Origin of the sequence: Litoreibacter albidus (assembly GCF_900107015.1) — a bacterium.
GTDB lineage: Bacteria > Pseudomonadota > Alphaproteobacteria > Rhodobacterales > Rhodobacteraceae > Litoreibacter > Litoreibacter albidus.
This window is the reverse complement of the sequence record NZ_FNOI01000001.1, coordinates 790876-807320: the sequence shown is the minus strand read 5'-3', so window position 1 is coordinate 807320 and position 16445 is coordinate 790876. Positions and strand designations below refer to the sequence as shown.

The 16445-nt window shown below is 58.4% G+C and carries 14 protein-coding genes; 9 read left to right on the top strand and 5 right to left on the bottom strand.

The features are described from left to right. The first annotated feature begins 36 nt into the window (after window positions 1-36). Together BLW66_RS04010 and BLW66_RS04005 are read left to right on the top strand one after the other, a co-directional pair. Window positions 37-666, top strand: a complete 630-nt coding sequence (locus BLW66_RS04010; RefSeq protein WP_089945240.1) for a TRAP transporter small permease subunit — start codon at window positions 37-39, stop codon at window positions 664-666. Then, entirely contained in the window at window positions 666-2066 is a 1401-nt protein-coding gene (locus tag BLW66_RS04005; protein ID WP_089945238.1) for a TRAP transporter large permease, read from the top strand. The genes BLW66_RS04010 and BLW66_RS04005 overlap by 1 nt, the downstream gene beginning before the upstream one ends. Window positions 2067-2068: 2 nt before the next feature. Here BLW66_RS04005 and BLW66_RS04000 read toward each other — a convergent pair whose 3' ends face one another. Further along, on the bottom strand, window positions 2069-3160 hold the full coding sequence (locus tag BLW66_RS04000) for a PQQ-dependent sugar dehydrogenase (RefSeq protein WP_089945236.1): 1092 nt from the start codon (window positions 3158-3160) through the stop codon (window positions 2069-2071). Window positions 3161-3356: 196 nt separating this feature from the next. Here BLW66_RS04000 and BLW66_RS03995 point away from each other — a divergent pair, with 196 nt between their 5' ends. The 6 genes from BLW66_RS03995 to BLW66_RS03970 all read left to right on the top strand — a co-directional run bounded on the left by BLW66_RS03995 (window position 3357) and on the right by BLW66_RS03970 (window position 8913). Further along, window positions 3357-4553 carry an ABC transporter substrate-binding protein gene (locus BLW66_RS03995; protein WP_089945234.1) on the top strand — a complete coding sequence of 399 codons (1197 nt, stop codon included), beginning with the start codon at window positions 3357-3359 and terminating at the stop codon, window positions 4551-4553. Window positions 4554-4625: 72 nt separating this feature from the next. Then, window positions 4626-5405: an ABC transporter ATP-binding protein gene (locus tag BLW66_RS03990; RefSeq protein WP_089945233.1), complete on the top strand. Its 780-nt coding sequence runs from the start codon at window positions 4626-4628 to the stop codon at window positions 5403-5405. Beyond that, window positions 5402-6238, top strand: coding sequence for an ABC transporter ATP-binding protein (locus tag BLW66_RS03985; RefSeq protein WP_089945231.1), 837 nt, complete (start codon window positions 5402-5404; stop codon window positions 6236-6238). The genes BLW66_RS03990 and BLW66_RS03985 overlap by 4 nt, the downstream gene beginning before the upstream one ends. A gap of 1 nt (window position 6239) precedes the next feature. Beyond that, window positions 6240-6602 (top strand): hypothetical protein, encoded by a 363-nt coding sequence (locus BLW66_RS03980; protein WP_089945229.1) that lies wholly within the window; start codon window positions 6240-6242, stop codon window positions 6600-6602. After that, window positions 6602-7612: a branched-chain amino acid ABC transporter permease gene (locus tag BLW66_RS03975; RefSeq protein ID WP_089945227.1), complete on the top strand. Its 1011-nt coding sequence runs from the start codon at window positions 6602-6604 to the stop codon at window positions 7610-7612. Before BLW66_RS03980 ends, BLW66_RS03975 begins: the two co-directional genes overlap by 1 nt. Then, window positions 7609-8913, top strand: a complete 1305-nt coding sequence (locus tag BLW66_RS03970) for a branched-chain amino acid ABC transporter permease (protein ID WP_089945225.1) — start codon at window positions 7609-7611, stop codon at window positions 8911-8913. The genes BLW66_RS03975 and BLW66_RS03970 overlap by 4 nt, the downstream gene beginning before the upstream one ends. Before the next feature lie 136 nt (window positions 8914-9049). On the opposite strand, the gene BLW66_RS03965 is transcribed toward BLW66_RS03970, so the two are convergent. The 3 genes from BLW66_RS03965 to recA form a co-directional block, all read right to left on the bottom strand. Beyond that, window positions 9050-9340, bottom strand: coding sequence for a DUF1330 domain-containing protein (locus BLW66_RS03965; protein ID WP_089945223.1), 291 nt, complete (start codon window positions 9338-9340; stop codon window positions 9050-9052). A gap of 1 nt (window position 9341) precedes the next feature. Further along, complete coding sequence (gene alaS, locus BLW66_RS03960) at window positions 9342-11990, bottom strand: alanine--tRNA ligase (protein WP_089945222.1); 2649 nt, start codon at window positions 11988-11990, stop codon at window positions 9342-9344. Window positions 11991-12145: 155 nt separating this feature from the next. Beyond that, window positions 12146-13252, bottom strand: a complete 1107-nt coding sequence (gene recA, locus BLW66_RS03955; protein WP_089945220.1) for a recombinase RecA — start codon at window positions 13250-13252, stop codon at window positions 12146-12148. A gap of 180 nt (window positions 13253-13432) precedes the next feature. On the opposite strand from recA, the gene BLW66_RS03950 reads away from it, so the two are divergent. Continuing rightward, window positions 13433-14047 carry a hypothetical protein gene (locus BLW66_RS03950; RefSeq protein WP_089945219.1) on the top strand — a complete coding sequence of 205 codons (615 nt, stop codon included), beginning with the start codon at window positions 13433-13435 and terminating at the stop codon, window positions 14045-14047. A 10-nt stretch (window positions 14048-14057) separates the two neighbouring features. Here the strand turns inward: BLW66_RS03950 and BLW66_RS03945 are convergent, their stop codons facing one another. Next, on the bottom strand, window positions 14058-16364 hold the full coding sequence (locus tag BLW66_RS03945) for an ATP-binding protein (protein WP_089945217.1): 2307 nt from the start codon (window positions 16362-16364) through the stop codon (window positions 14058-14060). Window positions 16365-16445: the final 81 nt, after the last annotated feature.

Sequence of the window (16445 nt, the reverse complement as noted above, 5' to 3'; positions counted from 1 at the left end):
GGCGCCGCATCAACTTCGACCACAGGGGAGCAGACCATGGCAGGCACCGCAGCCGTGCTGGAGGATTCCAGCCTACTTAGCCGGCTTGACCGCGCGTTGGTTCCACTAGAGCGCTTGTTTGCGTTGCTTTCCGGACTTGCGGTCTTCTCTTTGATGTTTCTCGCCGCCTACTCCGTGGGTGGGCGCAAATTCTTCAACATGCCCCTGTCGGGCTACGTTGACTATATCGAGGCCGCGATGCCGCTGATTGCCTTCATGGGCGTGTCTTACGTGCAGCGCGAAGGCGGGCACATCCGCATGGATATCGTCATATCCGCGCTCAAAGGCCGTGCCATGTGGCTGTTCGAACTCATCTCAGTCCTTCTCATTCTGGCGCTGATCCTTGCGCTTATCTGGGGCAGCTGGTCCCATTTCGACCGTAGCTTCGACATGAGCAAACCACTGTGGAGCCGTGACAGCTCCATCGACATCGGGTTGCCGATCTGGCCGTCCAAGCTGCTGGTCCCTGTTGCCTTTAGCGTGCTGGCATTGCGGCTGGTCTTACAAGCATGGGGCTATGCCCGCGCTTTCATACTCGGGTTGGAAAACCCCGTGGCCGTGCCACTGATCTTGACTGTGGCAGAACAAGCCCGTCTGGAAGCCGAGCAGCTTGAGGGATCTGACTAATGGATGAAATTACAATTGGCCTGTGGGTCTCGGGCTTCATGCTGGTCATGGTTGTGCTTGGCATGCGTGTCGCTTTTGCGGCTGCTATGGCAGGGATGCTGGGCCTTATCTGGCTGCGCTGGAACGGATTTGATTACGCCCCCGACCGGCTTTGGAAATCCATCGAGATCAGTGTAAAGATCGCAGGCCAAGTTCCGCACTCCAAAGTGTCGTCGCAAGCGCTGAGCCTGATCCCCACATTTATTCTGATCGGCTATCTGGCCTATTACGCCAAGCTAACGACCGCCCTATTCGAGGCCGCCAAGCGTTGGATCGCTTGGGTGCCGGGTGGCCTTGCGGTGGCCACGGTATTTGCCACCGCGGGTTTTGCCGCCGTGTCCGGTGCATCCGTGGCGACGGCTGCCGTTTTCGCGCGCATCGCGATCCCGGAAATGCTGAAAGTCGGCTACAACAAGCAGTTCGCGGCCGGTGTCGTGGCCGCTGGCGGGACGTTGGCGTCGCTGATCCCGCCCTCCGCCATCTTGGTGATCTATGCCATCATCGTGGAGCAGGACGTGGGCAAACTGCTGCTCGCGGGCTTCGTGCCGGGGGCATTTTCCGCGATCATCTACGCGGTGCTGATCATCGGCATCGCCGTCATTTTCAAGAACGTCGGTCCGCCGGTCTCTGGCTTCACATGGCGCGAGCGCTTTGTGTCTTTGCCGCCTGCGCTGCCGATCGTGGCCGTTGTGGTGATCATCATCTTCTTCGTCTACAATCCTTTCGGTGACGCATGGGGCACCCCGACGGAAGGCGGCGCCGTGGGCGCATTCATCGTCTTCCTCATGGCGCTGTACCGTGGGATGCGCTGGGGGCAGTTGAAAGACGCGTTAATCGACACCGCCAAGCTGACCGTGATGATCTTTACCATTATCTGGGGCGTGCTGATCTATGTGCGCTTCTTGGGGTTCGCCGACCTGCCCGGCGCGTTTTCCGATTGGATCACCGCGCTGGAGATGTCGCCCATGCTGATCTTGGTGTGCATCTTGCTGGCCTATGCCGTCTTGGGCATGTTTATGGACGCCATCGGGATGTTGCTGCTGACCCTGCCCGTCGTCTACCCCGCCGTGATGGCGTTGAACGGTGGCGAAGCGGTGAGCGCGGCGGAAAGCACCTTCGGGATGTCCGGCCCTATGTGCGCGATCTGGTTTGGTATCCTGGTCGTCAAGATGGCCGAATTCTGCCTGATCACGCCGCCGATTGGTCTGAACTGCTTTGTGGTCGCCGGTGTGCGCGACGACCTGAGCGTGCAAGACGTGTTCAAGGGCGTCACACCGTTCTTCATCGCAGATGGTCTGACCATCGCGGCGCTGGTGGCATTCCCAAGTATCGTGCTGTGGCTGCCATCCCTCGCCGGATAGCGTTACCTAGGGGTTAAGGCGTAGAGCGCGCCGTCGTACACGGACAGGAACCAGATTTCACCGTTCGGTGCTTCCACGACATCGCGCACGCGGCCTGTCTCGTCAGACTGCAACCGCTCCTCAGCAAAGGTCTCGCCGTCTAGGCGGGACAAGAAGTCCGACTTCAAGGAGCCAACAAAGATGTCGCCAGCCCATTCCGGCCACAGCTTGCCCGAATAGATCATCATGCCGGACGGCGCGATGGATGGATCCCAGTAATGCACGGGCTGCTCCATACCTTCTTTGGCGGTGCCCTCCCCGATTTTGAAACCGGAGTAATGGCGGCCATAGCTGATCACCGGCCAGCCATAGTTCGCACCGGCCACGACGGCGTTCACCTCATCGCCGCCCTGCGCACCGTGCTCCACCACAAACAGGTTGCCGTTCAAATCCAGCGCTGCCCCTTGCGGGTTGCGGTGCCCGTAAGAAAATATCTCAGGCTCCGCACCTGGCATGCCGATGAACGGGTTATCCGGCGGCACAACGCCGGAACGGCGTAGGCGCACAACCGTGCCATTGTGATTTTGCAGGTCTTGCGCCGTGTCGCGCTCTCCACGTTCCCCTATGGTCAGGAAGATCGTGCCGTCACGCGCCTCCACAATGCGGGAGCCAAAGTGCTTGGCATTATCGCTGCCACGCGCTTGCTGGAAGATACGTTTGAACCCTGTCAGCTCGCTCCCTTCGGTGGTGAGCTTGCCGCGCCCCAAGGCGGTGCCGTAGCTGTCGTCCTTGCGGTTGGCATAGCTCAGGTACACCTCTCGGCTGGTCTCGAAGTCGCGCGGGATCATAATATCAAGCAAACCGCCCTGCCCTCGATCCTCCACCTCTGGTACACCGCTCACTGTGGTGCGGGTGCCGTCGGGGCGCAAATGGGTCAATGTCCCGCCGCGCTCACTCACCAAAATGCCGCCGTCCGGCAGCGGCTCAACCGCCCAAGGCTCGTCAAAGCCGTCGGCGATCAGGCGCACCGCGATATCGCCGGCGCTGGAGGTCATCGCGGTGGCGGGGCTGGCAAGCATAAAGGCGGTCGCCAGCAAAGATTTCGTTGTCGTCATGAGGCAGTCCTGCAAGGTTTCGCGCGAAGTTAGCACAGGCGTGCGAGGCAGCTAAAGGCCCAACCGACCCAGCATTCCCTCAACGTGCCAAGACAGCGGCCTTTGCCGTTACGGCAAGCCAACTAAGCCCCCTTTTCTTTTAGAGAATCGCTGCGTAGACTTCGCCTATAAAAAGTTAAGATCAGGGAGATCAACAATGAAAAAGCTGCTACTCGCGACAACTGCGACCGCCCTTATGACGGGTGCCGCATTTGCTGACGGCCACGCCAACACGGTCAAAATCGGCGTCATTCTGGGCTTCACCGGCCCACTTGAATCCATCACGCCACAAATGGCGGACGGCGCAGAGCTGGCGATGAAGGAAGTCACCGACTCCGGCTTGCTGCTGGACGGCGCGACCGTTGAATCCGTACGCGGCGACAGCACATGCGTTGACGCGGGTGCTGCGACAGCCGCCGCCGAACGTCTGGTCACATCCGACAAGGTGAACGCGATCATGGGCGCCGACTGCTCCGGCGTAACCGGCGCGATCCTGCAAAACGTGGCTCGTGCAAACGGCATTGTTATGGTGTCGCCATCGGCCACTTCCCCTGGCTTGTCCACGGCTGAAGACGACGGCCTGTTCTTCCGCACATCGCCATCCGATGCGCGCCAGGGCGTGATTGTGACCAACATCTTGCAAGATCGCGGTGTGAACTCCGTGGCCTTGACCTACACAAACAACGACTACGGCAAAGGTCTGGCGGACGCGTTCCAAGCCGAGTTCGAAGCCGCTGGCGGCGAAGTAACCATCTCCGCCGCGCATGAAGACGGCAAAGCCGACTACTCCGCAGAAGTTGGCGCACTTGCATCCGCAGGTGGCGAGGTTCTGGTTGTTGCAGGCTACGTTGACCAAGGCGGCTCCGGCGTTATTCGCGGTGCTATCGACTCCGGTGCCTTCGACACGTTCTACCTGCCAGACGGCATGGTCGGCACGAAGCTGAATGACGTATTCGGTGAGGAGTTGAACGGCTCCTTCGGCGCCTATCCTGGCACCGACAGCGAAGGCGCTGCGACGTACGGCGAAATGGCGAAGGCCGCGGGCTACGATGGCACATCGGCGTTCTCTGCTGAATCCTATGACGCAGCGGCGCTGATCATGCTGGCCATGCAAGCGGCGAAGTCCTCCGCCTCCGCTGACTTCAAGGACCACATCTTCGACGTGGCAAACGCACCGGGCGAGAAAATTTTCCCTGGCGAGCTGGACAAAGCGCTCAAGCTGATCGCTGAAGGCCAAGACGTGGACTACGTCGGCGCCTCTGCGGTTGAGTTGGTCGGTGCCGGTGAATCCGCTGGTAACTACCAAGAGATCGAGTTCTCGGATGGCGTCTACTCCACCATCAAGTACCGCTAATCTCTCTTGAAAACCTAAAAAAGCAGCCCGAGGTGTCCGCACCTCGGGCTGCTTTGCAAAGGGGCGTATAAAATGATCGAAGTTCACGATCTCCATAAGCATTTCGGCGGGTTTCACGCCGTTGACGGCTCAACCCTGACCATCAAGCAAGGGTCAATCACCGGATTGATTGGGCCGAATGGCGCAGGAAAAACCACACTTTTCAACGTGATAGCTGGCGTTCTTCAACCAACCTCCGGTAAAGTCATCATGGACGGCGAGGACATCACAGGCCTGCCGCCGCACACGCTATTTGGCAAAGGGCTGCTGCGCACGTTTCAGATCGCGCATGAGTTCTCCTCCATGAGTTTGCGTGAAAACCTGATGATGGTGCCCGCTGACCAAGCCGGTGAGAAGCTGTGGAACACATGGTTCGGGCGTAAACGCATCGCCGATGAGGAACGTGCGCTGGCGGCGAAGGCCGACGAGGTGCTTGAGTTCCTGACCATCGACCACATCAGTGATGAGCGCGCAGGCAACATTTCCGGCGGACAAAAGAAACTGCTCGAACTGGGCCGCACCATGATGGTCGACGCCAAAATTGTGTTTTTGGACGAAGTTGGCGCAGGCGTGAACCGCACGCTGCTGAACACCATCGGCGACGCAATCATCCGTCTGAACAAGGAACGCGGCTACACCTTCGTGGTGATCGAGCACGACATGGATTTCATCGGCCGCCTCTGCGACCCCGTGATTTGCATGGCCGAGGGCCGCGTGCTTGCAGAAGGCACGCTTGACGAGATCAAGGCCAACGAACAGGTGATCGAAGCTTATCTGGGCACCGGACTAAAGAACAAGGTGGCATCGGCATGAGTAACAACAGCTATGACGCGCGCGGCAACAAGGATGCGTCCTTGGGCAAAGACCCGACCAGAGCTGTCGGTGGCGCGATTGAGACCCAAAAGACCAAGCACGCCCCGACCAAAGGCGTTGCGGGGGAGCCGTATCTGATCGGCGACGCCATGTCGGGTGGCTACGGCCAAGGGCCTGACATCCTGCACGACTGCACAATCGCGGTGAATGAAGGCGAAATCGCCGTCATCGTCGGCCCCAACGGCGCGGGCAAATCCACCGCGATGAAGGCCGTCTTCGGCATGCTTAACGTACGCCAAGGCGCCGTGCGTTTGGGCGGCGAAGACATCACCAACCTGACCCCGCAAGCCCGCGTGGCCAAGGGCATGGCGTTTGTGCCGCAGACCTCCAACATCTTCACGTCGATGAGCGTTGAGGAGAATCTGGAGATGGGCGGCTTCCTGCGCCGCGACGATCTGCAAGGCACGATTGAGCAGATCTACGACCTGTTCCCGATCCTTAAAGAGAAGCGCAACCAAGCCGCAGGCGAGTTGTCAGGGGGGCAACGTCAGCAGGTGGCCGTCGGGCGCGCGCTGATGACACAGCCCAAAGTCTTGATGCTGGACGAGCCAACCGCAGGGGTTTCGCCTATCGTAATGGATGAGCTGTTTGACCGGATTATCGAGGTCGCTCGCACCGGAATCTCTATCTTGATGGTTGAGCAGAACGCCAGACAAGCACTTGAAATCGCTGACAAAGGCTATGTGCTTGTGCAAGGCGCCAATCGCTTCACAGACACAGGGCAAGCGTTGCTCAATGACCCCGAAGTCCGCAAAAGCTTCTTGGGAGGATAAGATGATATCCCGTAAAATAACAGCCACCACAGCGGCGCTGGCCGCACTGCTGGCCCTGCCGCTCGCCGCGCAGACAACGCAGTGCACCTTCACCACCGAATGCTTCGAGTCCGAGAGCTGCACCGACACCAGTTTTTCGATGGCGATCGAGCAAACCGAGGGCAAAACGGCCCTCGTCAGTGACGCAGAAACCGTGACGGCCAGCGTTGGCGGCAGTGACACCGTGCGCGTCTACGTCGGGGTCACCGACAGCGCGTTTCACCTGATGAGCCGCGCCGCGGACGGCACCGCCCGCTACTCCACACATCTCTATGAAGGGCCGATGGTCGTCAGCTACCTCGGCAACTGCGAAGGGGCAGACTAATGGATTTCTTAAACGCCATTGTGGCCCTGGCAAACTTCGTCATCGTTCCGGGCATGGCCTACGGCGCGCAACTGGCGCTTGGGGCGCTTGGGGTGACGCTGATCTACGGCATCTTGCGCTTTTCTAATTTCGCCCATGGGGACACCATGGCGATGGGCACCATGTTTGTGATCTTGATCACATGGGGCTTTCAAAGCGCTGGTATCAGCTTTGGTCCGTTGCCAACCGCCCTGCTCGCCCTGCCCTTTGGCATCGCGTTGACGGGGCTATTGCTGATCGGCACGGACAAGATGGTTTATCAGTTCTACCGACAGCGAAAAGTGAAGCCCGTGGTCATGGTGATGGTCAGCTTGGGCGTCATGTTCATCATGAACGGCCTTACGCGCTTTATCATCGGACCGGGTGATCAGCGGTTTGCAGATGGCGAACGTTTCATCATCTCCGCACGCGAGTTTAAGGCCATGACAGGTCTGAAAGAGGGTCTGGCGATCAAAACCAGCCAAGGCCTAACCGTCGTCACAGCCGTCATCGTTGTGGCCGTGTTGTTCTGGTTCCTGAACCGCACCCGCACCGGCAAGTCCATGCGAGCCTATTCCGACAACGAAGATCTTGCGCTCCTCTCGGGCATCAACCCGGAGCGTGTGGTCCTTTATACTTGGTTAATCGTGGCCGCCCTGGCGACCGTTGCAGGCACGCTCTATGGGTTGGACAAATCGTTCAAACCGTTCACCTACTTCCAACTGCTGCTGCCAATCTTCGCCGCTGCAATCGTCGGCGGGCTTGGCAACCCTTTGGGTGCCATCGCGGGCGGCTTTGTCATCGCCTTTTCCGAAGTAACGGTAACCTACGCGTTCAAGAAAGTTGCCAACTACGTGCTGCCCGACGCCTTAGCACCGGACGGGTTGGCCCAACTCATGAGCACGGATTACAAGTTCGCCGTGTCCTTCTCGATCCTGATCATCGTGCTTTTGTTTAAGCCGACAGGCCTGTTTAAAGGAAAATCCGTATGACCCGCCGTGACGCACTTCTATTCGTTTTCGTTGGCCTGCTGATCCTTGTGACGGGCTTTGCGCAGTCGTGGAACTCTGCGCTGTATATCCTCAACATGGGGTTAATCTCTGCCATCCTCGCGCTCGGCGTGAACCTTCAATGGGGCCTCGCGGGGCTGTTTAACGTCGGGATCATGGGCTTCGTGGCGCTTGGCGGCCTTGCGGCGGTGATCACATCCATGCCGGCCAACGCAGAGGAATGGAGCGCCGGTGGCTTTCAAGTGCTCGCGGGTCTGCTCCTCGGGGCGGGCACCATTATCGCGGCGATCATGGCCTATCAGCGTTTGCCGAAGGGCCGCACACGGGGGCTGACGATGGTGGCCATCCTGATCGGCGGTTTCTTCCTGTTTCGCTATGTCTTCGACGCGGGTGTTGAGGCTGTTGAAGCCGTGAACCCAGCCTCGACGGGGTATCTAGGCGGCCTAGGCCTGCCTGTTCTGGTTGCATGGCCTGTCGGCGGCCTGTTCGCGGCAGGTGCGGCATGGATCATCGGCAAAACTGCCCTTGGCCTGCGGTCGGACTATCTCGCCATCGCAACGCTCGGCATTGCGGAGATCATCATCTCCGTCATGAAGAACGAGGAATGGCTGTCACGCGGCGTGAAAAACGTCGTCGGCCTGCCACGTCCAACAGGTGTCCCCTACGAGATCGACCTGCAAAACAGCGCCAGCTTTGTCGAGAAGGCAGCGGGCTTCGGGTTGGACGCGTCCACCGCATCAACGCTCTATGTGAAGCTCGGGTACTCCCTATTGTTCACTGTAGTCTTGGTCGTCTTGCTGTGGCTCGCGCAGAAGGCGTTGAACTCCCCTTGGGGTCGTATGATGCGCGCGATCCGTGACAATGAGGTTGCGGCGGAAGCGATGGGCAAAGACGTCACCGCACGGCATTTGCAAATCTTCATCCTCGGCTCCGCCATCTGCGGCATCGCAGGCGCGATGATGACAACGCTTGACGGGCAGCTAACGCCAACCAGCTACCAGCCGTTGCGCTACACCTTCCTGATCTGGGTGATGGTCATCGTGGGTGGCTCCGGCAACAACTTCGGCTCCGTTTTGGGCGGCTTCCTGATTTGGTTCTTATGGGTTCAGGTTGAGCCTATGGGGCTTGCCTTGATGGGCCTGATTACGTCCGGGATGAGCGACGGCTACTGGTTGAAAGATCACCTGATTGAGAGCGCCGCGCACATGCGTCTGCTAACCATGGGCGTTGTCTTGCTGCTGGTCTTGCGGTTCAGCCCACGTGGTTTGATCCCAGAGCGGTAACACGACAGGCCTGATAACAAAAAAACGGCGCGGCGTGGGGAAACCCGCGCCGCGCCGTTTTCGTTTTCGTACGCTAATGACCGTGCTTTAGTGCCCCGAGCTAATCACGCACCGAGACCGAGCGCAGACTATGCGCCTACTCCAACTCCTCCACGATCATCAAGTCGCGCTCCGCAGCACCTTCGGCGAACTTTAGAGCTGCCTGATAAGCGTCTGAATAATAACATTCATGCGCGCGCTTCAGTGACGGAAACCGCGCCACAACATTGCGGGCACGGTCGTTGCCCTCCAGCTGCTCATATGCGCCGTTGCGGGCTAGAAACACGCCGTCATGATCCGCAATCGCGACAGTCGCGCCTGCCGCGTATTTGGCATAACGCTCCGGGTCTGTGACCTTCACATGGGCGATCCATAGGGCTGTTGGCATTCTATCCTCCGATAACGGCTTTGGCCGCGTTGATTGCTGCATCCGCGTTTTCTGCGCTTGCGCCGCCGCCTTGGGCCATCGCGGGACGGCCGCCGCCGCCCTTACCACCCAGTTCAGCGACCGCTGCACGTACCAGATCAACCGCTGACAGCTGTCCTGTCAAATCATCCGTCACGCCCGCCGCTACTGCGGCTTTACCGTCCGCATCTGCAATCAACAACACCGCACCAGACCCCATACGCGCCTTATGCTCGTCGATCAGTGCTGGTAAATCCTTACCCGAGACGCCGGACAGAACCTGCGCAAAGAAAGCTGTGCCGCCGACGTCTTCGTCCGCCACTTGTGCCGCGCCGCCGCTCATCGCCAATTCGCGGCGCAATTGGGCTACTTCGTTGCTAAGCGCTTTGCGCTCATCCTGCAACGCTTTCACCCGTGCTGGAACGTCCTCCGCGGAGGCTTTAAGCGTCGACGCCACATCGGCCAAACGTGCGTCCTGGCTGCTGAGGTAGTCGAACGCCGCCTGCCCCGTCAGGGCCTCTATCCGGCGCACACCAGCGCTGGATGCGCTGTCGCCCAAGGTCACGAACATCCCGATATCACCGGTTTGCTTCACGTGGGTGCCGCCACATAGTTCAAGCGAATATGTCTGGCCGTCAGCGCCTTTGCCCGTCGCGTCCTTGCCCATCGAGACCACACGAACCTCATCGCCGTATTTCTCACCGAACAGCGCTTGTGCACCAATGGCGCGCGCGTCGTCGGGGGTCATAATGCGGGTTTCAACGGTGCTGTTCTGGCGGATGAAGCGGTTAACGTCCGCCTCCACCTGCCGCAGCTGATCCAGAGTCAGCGCTTTGTTGTGGCTGAAATCGAACCGCAAACGATCATCGGCATTCAACGATCCCCGCTGCGCCACGTGGTCGCCCAAGGCAACCCGCAACGCTTCGTGCAACAGGTGCGTGGCGGAGTGGTTGGCGCGAATGGCGCTTCTGCGCGCGTGATTCACGGCCAACTCCGCCCCCGCGCCAACGCGTAGTTCGCCCTCGGTGATTTCCGCAAAGTGGATGAACACTCCGGCGGCCTTGCGTGTTTCGGTCACCGTGCCGGCGCCCGCGTCGGTTTTGACGGTGCCGCTGTCGCCGACTTGCCCGCCGCTTTCGGCGTAAAATGGCGACTGGTTGAACACCAACTGAACCGCGTCGCCCTTCGATGCCACCTCGACCTCGGCCCCGTCTTTCAAGATAGCCACCAACTGGCCTTCGGCCACTTCGGTGTCGTAGCCTAGGAAATCCGTGGTGCCGTGCTTGTCCGCAATGTCGAACCAGATCGTGCTGTCCGCGGCTTCGCCCGTCCCAGACCATGCGGCGCGGGCCAATGCTTTTTGCTCCGCCATGGCCGCGTCAAAGCCTTCCACGTCAACCGTGCGACCCTTTTCGCGCAGCGCATCTTGCGTCAAATCCAACGGGAAGCCAAAGGTGTCATAGAGCTTGAACGCAGCCTTGCCCGGCAGTTCCGCGCCGTCAGCCAAACCCGACATCTCATCGTCGAGCAGGCGCAACCCGCGTTCCAGTGTTTGCTTGAAGCGGGTTTCCTCTGCGCGCAGCGTCTCCTCAATCAGCGCTTGGGCCTGCCCCAATTCAGGGTAGGCCGCGCCCATCTGGGTCACCAATGACGGCACCAATTGGTGCATCACGGGATCTTTCGCACCCAGCAAATGCGCATGGCGCATCGCGCGCCGCATGATCCGGCGCAACACATAGCCACGACCATCGTTCGATGGCATCACACCATCCGCGATCAGAAACGTGGTGGAGCGCAGGTGGTCCGCAATGACGCGATGATGCACGTTCTGATCGCCAAACGGGTCGGTCGACGTCGCGTTCGCCGACGCTTCAATCAACGCTTTGAACAGGTCGGTGTCATAGTTGTCGTGGCTACCTTGCAGCAAAGCCGCAATCCGCTCCAACCCCATACCCGTGTCGATGCTCTGCATCTCCAACGCCCGCATGGACCCGTCTTCGAACCGTTCATTCTGCATGAAAACAATGTTCCAGATCTCAATGAACCGATCGCCGTCTTCCTCTGGGCTACCGGGAGGGCCGCCCCAGATGTGATCCCCGTGATCGTAGAAAATCTCGGTGCATGGGCCGCATGGGCCGGTTGGCCCCATCTGCCAGAAGTTGTCCGACGTCGCGATCCGGATGATCCGCTCTTCCGGCACGCCAAGCTTCTTCCAGATGTCATAGGCTTCGTCATCAGTATGGTAAACGGTCACCGACAAGCGGTCTTTATCGATGCCAAAGTCCTTGGTGATCAGCTCCCAAGCGAAGGCAATAGCCTCTTCTTTGAAGTAATCGCCGAAGCTGAAGTTGCCCAGCATCTCAAAGAACGTGTGGTGGCGCGCGGTGTAGCCCACATTGTCCAGATCATTGTGTTTGCCTCCGGCCCGCACGCATTTTTGTGCGGTCGTTGCACGTTTGTAGTCGCGTGTCTCGACGCCGGTGAACAGGTTTTTAAACTGCACCATCCCCGAATTGGCGAACATCAATGTCGGGTCGTTGCGCGGAACCAACGGGCTGGAAGGTTGCACGGAATGGCCCTGCGCTTCGAAGTAACGCAGGAATGTCGAGCGGATGTCGTTCAGGCTGGGCATGAGGCTCACTTTGCTTTGTTTGCATCAGCAAATATCCCCCCGCGCCGTGCAGGTAAAGCCATCGCCTTGGAAATGGCCACATGAAACGGGAAAGGGCGGCCCAAAAGCCGCCCCCAACCGATTTCCAGATCAAATGTGCGGTGCTCCGCGACAAATCAGCCTTCAATCAGACCATCAGTCTCATCTTTGGCCTCGTCCTTCTTCGCGGCGGCTTTCTCACCTTCTGGCATCTCGAAGTCCAATCCGTGCGCGGCACGAACCTTATCCTCAATGCTTAGCGCAATGTGGGAGTTTTCCTTCAGGAAGGATTTCGCGTTCTCACGCCCCTGCCCGATCCGGTCATCGCCGTAGCTGTACCAAGAGCCGGATTTCTCAACCACACCGGCTTTCACACCAAGATCGAGCAGCTCGCCCATCTTGGAAATGCCTTCGCCATACATGATATCGAATTCGACCTGCTTGAACGGCGGGGCGACTTTGTTCTTCACAACTTTCACGCGGGTCAGGTTGCCAACAACCTCGTCGCGATCCTTCAACGCACCGATGCGGCGAATATCAAGACGAACCGAGGAATAGAACTTGAGGGCATTCCCACCGGTCGTTGTCTCTGGACTGCCAAACATCACGCCAATCTTCATCCGGATCTGGTTAATGAAGATCACCATGCAGTTGGAACGCGAAATAGAACTCGTCAGTTTACGCATCGCTTGACTCATCAGACGTGCGTGCACCCCGACGGAGCTATCGCCCATATCGCCTTCCAGTTCGGACTTCGGTGTCAGGGCGGCAACGGAATCGACGATAACCATGCTCACGGCGCCGGACCGCACCAACGTGTCGACGATCTCAAGTGCCTGTTCACCTGTATCTGGCTGCGAAATCAGCAGCTCGTCCAGATCAACACCCAGCTTGCGTGCGTACTGTGGGTCCAGCGCATGCTCCGCATCGACGAACGCACAAACGCCACCGTTCTTTTGCGCTTCTGCCACGCAATGCAACGTCAGTGTCGTTTTACCGGAGGATTCCGGCCCGAAAATTTCGATGACCCGCCCTTTAGGCAAGCCCCCTATCCCGAGCGCGATATCCAAGCCCAAAGAACCTGTCGACGAAGCTTCCACTTGCTGGATGGAGTTTTCGTCACCCAGCTTCATGATCGAGCCCTTGCCGAACTGGCGCTCGATCTGTGCGAGCGCCGAATCCAGTGCTTTTTGCTTATTGTTTTGATCTTTTGGGTTCATTTTAAGGAGTTCTGCTGTTGCCATGATTTAGTCCCTTATTTCACACCACCTAGACTGCGGCAATGACTGCTTATGTTCTCAATATGTTCCAGGTATCTATGAGCACAAAATGAGAACATATCAAGTAAAATGTTTCAGCACCTTCTCAGACCGCGGGTTAAAGTTTAGTTTAAAACTGAACAAAAACAGTTGGGCTGGCCCGAAATGATGATCTTTTTTCACGAACGGCTGGCATTTCTGGCGGTTCCCAAGACGGGAACATCCGCGCTGGAACGCGCACTGTCGCCAAAGGCGTCGGCTGTTTTCCGTGACCCGCCCGGCATGAAGCACACGAACGCACGCGGATTTGAGCGAAAATACCGCAAGCTATTCGAGCGTGGAAACCTCGCACCACTGGAGACAATGGCGCTTATGCGCGAACCCGTGGACTGGTTAGGGAGTTGGTATCGGTACCGACAACGCCCCGCGCTGAACGGCCACCAGAACAGTACAGACGGGATAAGCTTCGATGATTTCGTCGCGGCCTATCTTCGCGCAGATCAACCGCCCTATGCCGACGTTGGGAGCCAAGCACGCTTCCTCACGGATAGCGGCGGGGATCTACTCGTAAACCACGTGTTCTCATATGGCGACTTCCCCGCAGCCGTCCGTTTTTTGGAGCAGCGCCTTAACTGCGAAATCTCTCTAAAGCCAGTCAATCAGTCACCAAAACGAGATTTAGTCCTGTCGCGTGAATTGCAGCAGGAATTGCATGAACGTCATGCGCTCGACTTTGAGATTTTCGCAGCCCTTCAGGATGGCCCTTTGTCGGTGTCCTGAACCTTCGTCTCTACGCGGCCGCGCTCAAGTGTTTTCTTACCGTTGAGGTCAACTCATCCAGCGAGAAAGGCTTCGGCAAAAACACAGATTCCGGCACCGTGAGTTGCTCCTCCACCGCGCTCCCGTCCGCGTACCCGGACATAAAAACCACCCGCAATTTGGGGTTGTTTTTTCGGGCCTCTTTTACCCACGTTGGGCCGTCCATTCCTGGCATAATGACATCCGTCAAGACGATGTCGATATTAAGCGTGCCATCACTTAGCAGGTCCAAGGCCGTCTCGCCGCAATCGGCCTCGACCACTTGAAACCCGCGATATTGCAACGCCCGACTGGCAAAGGCGCGGACCGGCGCTTCGTCCTCGACCAGCAAAACCATGCCGCCGTTTGGTCCAATGGAGAATTGCTCGACCTTGGCCTCAATTGGCTTAGCTGGCACCACGGGTTTATCGTGGGTTGGGAAATATATGGTGAACACACTGCCACGCCCTAACTCGCTGTCGGCGAAAATGAAGCCACCCGACTGTTTGATGATTCCGTAAGCTGTCGACAACCCCAGCCCGGTGCCCTCGCCGGTTTTCTTGGAGGTGTAGAACGGCTCGAAAATCTTGGGCAGTTTTTCAACGGGAATACCGCAGCCGTCGTCGCTGACTTTAACCAAAACATAATCGCCTGCGGGCACCGTTGCCCTGTCGCGTTTCAACTCCGACGTCAGCTTGGCGTTGCGGGTTTCGATACTGATTTCGCCCTGTCCGCCCAACGCATCGCGCGCGTTCACGACCAGATTCATCAACACTTGCTCCAACTGTCGTCGATCTGCCCGTACCGCCATCAAATTCGGGTCATGCGATAACGACAGCGAAATTTGTGCGCCCACCAAACGGTTAAGAAGGTGCGTCAGATCCGACAATGTATCGCGCATGTCCAAGGCCTCCAACTGCAGGTTCTGCTTGCGGGAAAATGCCAACAGTTGCCCCACCAAAGACGCGGCCCTATTCGCGTTTTGGTTAATTTGCTCAAGGTCGGAATAGTCGTTGTCGCCACGATCATGACGGAGCATGAGCAGGTCGCAATGACCAGAAATCGCGGTCAGAAGGTTGTTGAAGTCATGGGCGACGCCCCCCGCGAGTTGACCAATGGCCTGCATCTTCTGGCTCTGGACAAACTGCTTCTCCAATGACTTGAGCTCGGTCGCGTCATTGAGCAGCACAATGAGTGAAATTTCCCCGCCACTTATAACGCGTCCAAGCGTGACTTGGACGTACATCTCATCCGGTCCGCGCTTGCACTTCAGCACCTCCGGCCGGTGCAACCCTTTACCCTCCGTCGCGTCATTTAGCCAATCTGCAATCGGGCGGCCCAGCCCCTCGATAAGGTCGCCCATCGTGTTTGCTGGGTTGGTGTCGAGGCCGAGTAACGACCTCGCGATCTTATTGGAGTCCGCAATCCGTCCCCTCATGTCCAGTTCCAGCAGCGCGATCGGAAAGTCCTCGAGCTGCGCCATGGGCGGAGGCGCGGGTGAGGTTTGTAGCGCGGGCGCGAGGAAGTATTCCGTTCGCCCCATCGCGCCTTCGACGATCACCACCATAACATCGACCGGCCCGTCTGCGGCGCTGACGGTTGTGGTGCCGCCTGAAGTGAGTGGCACATCGACAAAAATGTTGTTCAGGTTTTTCGGTCGCCCCCCGACCAGTTTGCGCATCGCATCGTTCATGAACAAGATCGATCCGGAGCCACCTGCCGTGAACATCGGCAATGAAAGTCGCTCCGCCGCGTGGCCGGCGCTGGATTGCTCCTGCTGCGCATGCATGCGCCATAGCAAGTTTTCCGAGTTGGCGATGCGGTGGGTCGAAATCCGAAAGTTTCCCTGACGTGTCACCACATCTTCATGCGCGGCGTCCGCTTTCTGCGCCTTCGCCTGTAGCCGAAACACGATGGCACTGGCGTTGGTCATGAGATGGGACAGCGCCTGATCCAGCGCATTGCTGTCGCTGTGCGGGACAAGCCTGTCGGCCGCAGAATTTTGAGACAGGATTTCGCCGGAAGGATCCGTCACGAAAATTGCGCGTTCGTCATGGGTAATCAGATCGTCCCATGGCATGGATGTCACGGCGAGGGGCATAGGCGTCGCGGGCATGTAAAAGGATAGGGCCAACGCCAGCATCGTGGCCGCAGCGACCAATGCGCCCGTCCGCATCTCCGAGACGTGCAAAAACGCGTCCCCCGCGACAAATACAATCAAGAGCTGAACACCAAGACGCCACGAAAAGGCACTTTTAAGTCGCGCCACAAGCCCCGTCGCGTCTACCAGCTGGTTCACTCCCACACTCCCAACAGAATCAGTCCTAAAACCATCCGGCAAAACGATTAACCAGCCCTTAACGCATTAGGTCCGATTAAC